This is a genomic window from Pseudomonas sp. SDO5522_S412 (assembly GCF_054071215.1).
Genome location: NZ_JBSVWQ010000311.1, coordinates 1 through 5,618 on the forward strand (window position 1 = coordinate 1; position 5,618 = coordinate 5,618).

Sequence of the window (5,618 nt, forward strand, 5' to 3'; positions counted from 1 at the left end):
TCTACAGGATATACACGGTCAAATGTGGGAGCGGGCTTGCTCGCGAAGAGGCCGGGAACGGCGCTACAAAATCAGGAATCCCGACGCAAATCCGGCGGAATCGGCAGGTCTTTGAGCGGATCCGGCCGCTTGCCCTTGCCCGCCCGGTACTGGCGGATCTGATACACGTACGCCAACACCTGAGCCACCGCCAGATACAACCCGGCCGGAATTTCCTGGTCCAGGTCGGTGGAGTAGAAGATCGACCGCGCCAACTCCGGCGATTCCAGCAGCAGGATGTCATTGGCGACCGCAATCTCGCGGATTTTCAACGCCGTGAAATCACTGCCCTTGGCCAGCAACATCGGCGCCCCACCCTTCTCCGGGTCGTACTTGAGCGCCACGGCGTAGTGGGTCGGGTTGGTGATGACCACATCGGCATCGGGCACCGAGGCCATCATCTTGCGCTGGGACATCTCGCGCTGCAGCTGGCGAATCCGCTGCTTGACCTCGGGCCGGCCTTCCTGGTCCTTGTGCTCGTCGCGCACTTCCTGCTTGGTCATCAGCAGTTTCTTGTGGCTTTCCCACAGCTGGATCGGCGCATCCACCGCAGCAATGATGATCAGCCCGCAGGCCATCCACAGCGAACTCCAGCCCACCACTTGCACACTGTGGATGATCGCCAGCTCGATCGGCTCATGGGCGATGCGCAGCAGGTCGTCGATGTCGGACGACAACACCGTCAACGCCACAAACAGGATCAGGATGAACTTGGCCAAGGCCTTGAGCAGCTCCACCAGGGCCTTGGTGGAAAACATCCGCTTGAGCCCGGCCGCCGGGTTCATCCGGCTGAATTTGGGCGCCAGGCTGCCGGCGGCAAACAGCCAGCCGCCGAGGGAAATCGGGCCGATCAGGGCCGCCAGCAACAAGGTGATGAGGATCGGCTGCACCGCGAGGATCGCGATCTTGCCCGAGTGCAGCAGGTACAAGCCCATGGCGCCCGGGCTCAGCAGCACGTCGCGGGGCAGGGAGAAATTCAGGCGCATCAACTCCATCAGGTCCAGGGCCAGGCCCCCGCCGTAGATCAGCAGGCCGCCGGAACCGGCGAGCATGATCGCCAGGGTGTTGAGCTCTTTGGAGCGGGCAATCTCGCCCTTTTCCCGGGAGTCCTTTTTACGTTTCTCCGTGGGGTCTTCTGTCTTGTCCTGGCCACTCTCGCTCTCGGCCATGGCTTACCGCGCCCGCGCCAAGTCACGTAAAAACTGCAAGGCGTCGGTCGCCAGCGGTTGATACTGATTGAGAATGTCAGCCATGCCGACCCAGAAAATCCCCATGCCCAGCACCAGGGTCAACGGGAAACCGATGGAGAAGATGTTCAACTGCGGCGCCGCCCGGGTCATCACGCCAAAGGCGATGTTGACCACCAGCAGCGCAGTGATCGCCGGCAATACCAGCAGCAGGGATGCACCGAGCACCCAGCTCAAGCGCCCCACCAGCTCCCAGAAATGATTGACCACCAACCCGCTGCCCACCGGCAAGGTGGTGAAGCTTTCGGTCATCACCTCGAACACCACCAGGTGGCCGTTCATGGCCAGGAACAGCAAGGTCACCAGCATCGTCAGGAATTGCCCGATCACCGCCACCGACACGCCGTTGGTAGGGTCGACCATGGACGCGAAGCCCATGCCCATCTGGATCGAGATGATCTGCCCGGCGATCACGAAGGCCTGGAAGAACAGCGTCAGGGAGAAGCCCAGCAAGGCGCCGATGATGATTTGCTCGGCGATCAACATCATTGCACTGAGGTCCAGGGCATTCACCGGTGGCATCGGCGGCAAGCCCGGCACGATCACCACGGTGATCGCCACCGCGAAATACAGGCGGATGCGCCGTGGTACCAGGGTGGTGCCGAACACCGGCATGGTCATCAGCACGGCCGTGACCCGGAACAACGGCAGGATGAACGAGGCCACCCAGGTGCTGATCTGGGTGTCGGTCAAGGCCAGCATCGAATTCACGGGGTCAGCCGATCAACTGCGGAATACTGCCGTACAGCTGCAGGATGTATTCCATGAAGGTTTGCACCAGCCACGGGCCGGCGACGATCAGGGTGATCAGCATCACCAGCAGGCGCGGCAAAAAGCTCAGGGTCTGTTCGTTGATCTGGGTCGCGGCCTGGAACATCGCCACCAACAGGCCCACCAACAGGCTCGGCACCACCAGTACGGCGACCATCATGGTGGTCAGCCACAGGGCTTCGCGAAACAGGTCGACTGCTACTTCTGGCGTCATGGCCTACACCCCACCGAAACTGCCGGCCAGGGTGCCGATTATCAGCGCCCACCCGTCCACCAACACAAACAGCATGATCTTGAACGGCAACGAAATGATCAGCGGCGACAGCATCATCATACCCATGGCCATCAGCACACTCGCCACGACGAGGTCGATGATCAGGAACGGAATGAAGATCATGAAGCCGATCTGGAACGCGGTCTTCAACTCCGAGGTCACGAACGCCGGCACCAGGATGGTCAGCGGTGCCATGTCGGGGCTGGCGATGTCGGTACGCTTGGACAACCGCACAAACAACTCGAGGTCGCTGGAACGGGTCTGCGACAGCATGAAATCCTTAATCGGGCCCTGGGCCTTGTCGATCGCATCCTGGGCGGTCATTTTCTCCGCCAGGTACGGTTGCAGGGCTTGCTGGTTCACCTTGTCGAACACCGGCGCCATGATGAACAGCGTCAGGAACAGCGCCATGCCGGTGAGGATCTGGTTCGACGGCGTCTGTTGCAGGCCGAGGGCCTGACGCAGGATCGAGAACACGATGATGATGCGGGTGAAGCTGGTCATCAGCATCACGAACGCGGGGATGAAGCTCAGCGCGGTCATGATCAGCAGGATCTGCAGGCTGACCGAATACTCCTGCGCGCCCGCCGCGTTAGTGCCCAGGGTGATCGCCGGGATCGACAACGGGTCTGCCGCGTACGCCAGCGGCGCTGCCAGCAACAGCATGAGCGTCAATAAAACGCGCATTACTTCTTATCCTTCTGATCCTTGCCCAGCAACTCCATGAGGCGCTGGGCGAATTCCGGCGTGGCCGCTTGGGTCTGGGCCACTTCCACAGGCGACTTGAGCACGTGCAACGGGGTGATGCGACCGGGGGTGATGCCCAGCAGGATCTGCTCGTCGCCGACCTGCACCAGCACCAGCCTGTCCCGCGGGCCAAGGGCGCGTGAACCCACCAGCTCAATGACCTGGGCATTGCCCGGGCCGATGCGCTGCACGCGGCGCAGCACCCAGGCGAGCACGAAGATCAGCCCCACCACCAGCAACAACCCCAGCACCAACTGGGTGAGTTGCCCGCCCACACCGCTGCCAAGCGCAGGCGCAGCCGCCTGGGCAACCGGTTCTGCTGCCATTACGCTCAAGGGCAGCGTCGATAACAGTCCAACCAATGAGCGCTTCATATCAACGCAACTTTTTGATGCGTTCGCTTGGGCTGATCACGTCGGTCAGGCGGATGCCGAACTTCTCGTTGACCACCACCACTTCGCCATGGGCGATCAGCGTGCCGTTGACCAGCACGTCCAGCGGCTCGCCGGCCAGGCGGTCCAGCTCGATCACCGACCCCTGGTTGAGCTGCAGCAGGTTGCGGATGTTGATTTCGGTGCTGCCGACTTCCATGGAGATCGACACCGGGATGTCGAGGATCACGTCCAGGTTCGGACCGTCGAGGGTCACCGGGTCATTGTTCTTCGGCACGCTGCCGAACTCTTCCATGGGAAGGCGGTTGCCAACCGGTGCAGTGGCCGCATCGGCCGCCAGCAGTGCATCGATATCGTCCTGGCCGACATCGCCGGTTTCTTCCAGGGCAGCCGCCCACTCGTCAGCCAGGGCCTGGTCTTCGGCGGAAGTGTTTTCGTGTTCGGTAGCCATTACATGTCCTCGGCGGAGCAGAAATTAAGGTGGATCAGCGACGGTTGATCGGTTCGATCACTTGCAACGCCAGGTTGCCTTTGTGAGAACCGAGCTTGACCTTGAACGACGGCACGCCGTTGGCGCGCATGATCAGTTCTTCCGGCAGGTCGACGGGAATCACATCCCCCGGCTGCATGTGCAAAATATCCCGCAAACGCAGCTGGCGACGGGCCACGGTGGCGCTCAGGGGTACGTCGACGTCCAGCAGGTCTTCGCGCAGGGCTTTCACCCAGCGTTCGTCCTGGTCGTCGAGGTCGGACTGGAAACCGGCATCGAGCATTTCGCGCACCGGCTCGATCATCGAGTACGGCATGGTCACGTGCAGGTCGCCGCCGCCGCCATCGAGTTCGATGTGGAAGGTGGAGACCACAATGGCTTCGCTGGGGCCGACAATGTTGGCCATGGCCGGGTTCACTTCCGAGTTGATGTACTCGAAATTGACTTCCATGATCGCCTGCCAGGCTTCCTTCAAGTCGATGAAGGCCTGCTCCAGCACCATGCGCACCACCCGCAACTCGGTCGGGGTGAATTCACGGCCTTCGATCTTGGCGTGACGGCCATCGCCGCCGAAGAAGTTGTCCACCAGCTTGAACACCAGCTTGGCGTCGAGGATGAACAGCGCGGTGCCGCGCAGCGGCTTGATCTTCACCAGGTTGAGGCTGGTGGGCACGTACAGCGAGTGCACGTACTCACCGAACTTCATCACCTGCACGCCGCCCACCGCCACGTCCGCCGAGCGGCGCAGCATGTTGAACATGCTGATACGGGTGTAACGGGCAAAACGCTCGTTGATCATTTCCAGGGTCGGCATGCGTCCACGGACGATGCGATCCTGGCTGGTCAGGTCGTAGCTTTTGACGCTGCCGGGCTCGGCAGCCATTTCGGTCTGTACCAGACCATCGTCGACGCCATGGAGCAGCGCATCGATTTCATCCTGGGACAGCAGGTCCTGCACGGCCATGTCGTGATCCTACTGCAATACGAAATTAGTGAAGAGCACCTGCTCGATCACCGGTTTGCCGACTTCCTTCTGGGCCACTTCCTGCACGCTGGCAGTGACCTTCTGGCGCAGCATTTCCTGGCCCACCGGGGTGGCGAGGGTGTCGAAGGGTTGGGCGGAAAACAGCATCACCAGGTTGTTGCGGATCACTGGCATGTGCACCTTGAGGGCATCCAGGTCTGCCTGGTTACGCGCCAACAGGGTAATGCTCACCTGCAGGTAGCGTTGACGGCCGTTCTGATTGAAGTTGGCGACAAACGCCGGCAGCATCGGCTCGAAGATTGCCGGTTGCTTGACGTTGGGGTTGACCTCGGCCGTGGCGGCCGGTTTGCTCTGGGCACTGTGCATAAAGTACCAGGTAGCCCCCACGGACAGGCCGATCGCCAGCAACAAGGCCAGGACAATCAGCAGGATAAGCTTGAGCTTGCCCTTGCCTGCGGGTGCTTTTGCTGCGTCGTCGCTCTTCGCCATGCCAATAATCCGTCACTATTCTGGGATTCATAGTTCTGGGGAAAGGCAAGAGCAAGTGTTATGCCAGAGTTGTCAGTTCGGTCACGGTTTCGCCGACACTGCAAAACCAATGTGGGAGCGGGCTTGCTCGCGAAAGCAGTGGGGCCGCACCCTTCACAGTTACCTACACCCCCCCTTCCCCAAC

At 61.2% G+C, this 5,618-nt stretch carries 8 protein-coding genes; all 8 read right to left on the minus strand.

What is annotated here, in order from left to right; all coding sequences use genetic code 11:
- Positions 1–71: 71 nt before the first annotated feature.
- From flhB to fliL, 8 genes are read right to left on the minus strand one after another with little or no spacing between them, the layout of a single operon-like run.
- Positions 72–1,208 carry a flagellar biosynthesis protein FlhB gene (gene flhB, locus ACW9I6_RS30330; RefSeq protein WP_008430191.1) on the minus strand — a complete coding sequence of 379 codons (1,137 nt, stop codon included), beginning with the start codon at positions 1,206–1,208 and terminating at the stop codon, positions 72–74.
- Between the two features lie 3 nt (positions 1,209–1,211).
- Positions 1,212–1,988, minus strand: coding sequence for a flagellar biosynthetic protein FliR (gene fliR / locus ACW9I6_RS30335; RefSeq protein WP_003214551.1), 777 nt, complete (start codon positions 1,986–1,988; stop codon positions 1,212–1,214).
- A 13-nt stretch (positions 1,989–2,001) separates the two neighbouring features.
- On the minus strand, positions 2,002–2,271 hold the full coding sequence (fliQ, locus tag ACW9I6_RS30340) for a flagellar biosynthesis protein FliQ (RefSeq protein ID WP_003214552.1): 270 nt from the start codon (positions 2,269–2,271) through the stop codon (positions 2,002–2,004).
- A gap of 3 nt (positions 2,272–2,274) precedes the next feature.
- On the minus strand, positions 2,275–3,018 hold the full coding sequence (fliP, locus tag ACW9I6_RS30345) for a flagellar type III secretion system pore protein FliP (protein WP_003214554.1): 744 nt from the start codon (positions 3,016–3,018) through the stop codon (positions 2,275–2,277).
- The gene (gene fliO / locus ACW9I6_RS30350; protein WP_023659254.1) at positions 3,018–3,452 is read right to left on the minus strand and encodes a flagellar biosynthetic protein FliO; all 435 of its coding nucleotides are present in this window, start codon (positions 3,450–3,452) and stop codon (positions 3,018–3,020) included. Before fliO ends, fliP begins: the two co-directional genes overlap by 1 nt.
- 1 nt (position 3,453) lies before the next feature.
- Positions 3,454–3,921, minus strand: a complete 468-nt coding sequence (gene fliN, locus ACW9I6_RS30355) for a flagellar motor switch protein FliN (RefSeq protein ID WP_003214557.1) — start codon at positions 3,919–3,921, stop codon at positions 3,454–3,456.
- A 34-nt stretch (positions 3,922–3,955) separates the two neighbouring features.
- A complete protein-coding gene (fliM, locus tag ACW9I6_RS30360) occupies positions 3,956–4,924 on the minus strand; it encodes a flagellar motor switch protein FliM (protein ID WP_003214559.1) in 969 nt (322 codons plus the stop codon).
- A 9-nt stretch (positions 4,925–4,933) separates the two neighbouring features.
- Entirely contained in the window at positions 4,934–5,434 is a 501-nt protein-coding gene (gene fliL, locus ACW9I6_RS30365) for a flagellar basal body-associated protein FliL (protein ID WP_003214560.1), read from the minus strand.
- Positions 5,435–5,618 lie beyond the last annotated feature (184 nt).

Excerpts from the sequence above, each read along its gene's own strand:
- flhB (WP_008430191.1), bottom strand. The coding sequence starts at position 1,208 with ATGGCCGAGAGCGAGAGTGGCCAGGACAAGACAGAAGACCCCACGGAG.
- fliR (WP_003214551.1), bottom strand. The coding sequence starts at position 1,988 with ATGCTGGCCTTGACCGACACCCAGATCAGCACCTGGGTGGCCTCGTTC.
- fliQ (WP_003214552.1), bottom strand. The coding sequence starts at position 2,271 with ATGACGCCAGAAGTAGCAGTCGACCTGTTTCGCGAAGCCCTGTGGCTG.
- fliP (WP_003214554.1), bottom strand. The coding sequence starts at position 3,018 with ATGCGCGTTTTATTGACGCTCATGCTGTTGCTGGCAGCGCCGCTGGCG.
- fliO (WP_023659254.1), bottom strand. The coding sequence starts at position 3,452 with ATGAAGCGCTCATTGGTTGGACTGTTATCGACGCTGCCCTTGAGCGTA.
- fliN (WP_003214557.1), bottom strand. The coding sequence starts at position 3,921 with ATGGCTACCGAACACGAAAACACTTCCGCCGAAGACCAGGCCCTGGCT.
- fliM (WP_003214559.1), bottom strand. The coding sequence starts at position 4,924 with ATGGCCGTGCAGGACCTGCTGTCCCAGGATGAAATCGATGCGCTGCTC.
- fliL (WP_003214560.1), bottom strand. The coding sequence starts at position 5,434 with ATGGCGAAGAGCGACGACGCAGCAAAAGCACCCGCAGGCAAGGGCAAG.